Source organism: Bradyrhizobium campsiandrae (assembly GCF_014529705.1).
GTDB classification, from domain to species: Bacteria; Pseudomonadota; Alphaproteobacteria; order Rhizobiales; family Xanthobacteraceae; genus Bradyrhizobium; species Bradyrhizobium campsiandrae.
Map to the genome: position 1 here is coordinate 1 of NZ_JAANIH010000171.1, position 764 is coordinate 764.

1 protein-coding gene is annotated in these 764 nt (G+C 68.7%); it reads left to right on the forward strand.

The window, feature by feature from the left end:
• The coding region (locus G8O24_RS42550; protein ID WP_244646405.1) for a methyl-accepting chemotaxis protein at window positions 1-764 on the forward strand (764 nt) is incomplete at both ends.

Here is a 764-nt window from a genome sequence, read left to right on the forward strand (position 1 = left end):
GTGTCGGCCTCGGCCGTCCAGCTCGAATCCTCGGCGTCCACGCTGACCCGCACCGCCGAAACCACGCAGACCCTGTCCAGCCAGGTCGCCGGCGTGTCCGAGCAGGCCTCCAACAACATGCAGTCGGTCGCCACCGCGACGGAAGAGCTGTCGGCCTCGGTCGAGGAGATCGGCCGTCAGGTCCGCGATTCCAGCCGCATCGCAGAAGCTGCCGTGGTGCAGGCCAAGGAGACCGACGGCCGCATCGGAAAGCTGTCGCACGCCGCCCAGCAGATCGGCGAGGTGGTCAAGCTGATCACGGCGATTGCCGAGCAGACCAATTTGCTGGCGCTGAACGCCACCATCGAGGCGGCGCGCGCCGGCGAAGCCGGCCGCGGCTTTGCGGTGGTCGCGAGCGAAGTGAAGTCGCTGGCGAGCCAGACCGCCAAGGCGACGGACGAGATTTCCTCGCATATCGCGGGCATGCAGGGCGCGACGGCCGAGTCGGTTGCCGCGATCAAGGAGATCGGCGCCACCATCGGCCAGATCTCGTCGATCTCGACCTCGATCGCGAGCGCCGTCGAGCAGCAGGGCGCGGCGACGCAGGAGATCGCGCGCAGCGTCCAGAACGTCGCGCAAGGCACCCAGGCGGCCGCGACCGACATCGGCCAGGTCAATCGGGGTGCGGCCGAAACCGGCTCGGCCTCGGAAGAGGTGCTGAATTCGGCCAAGACGCTGTCGTCCGAAAGCACGCGCCTGCGTGCCGAGCTCGACCGCTTCATGGC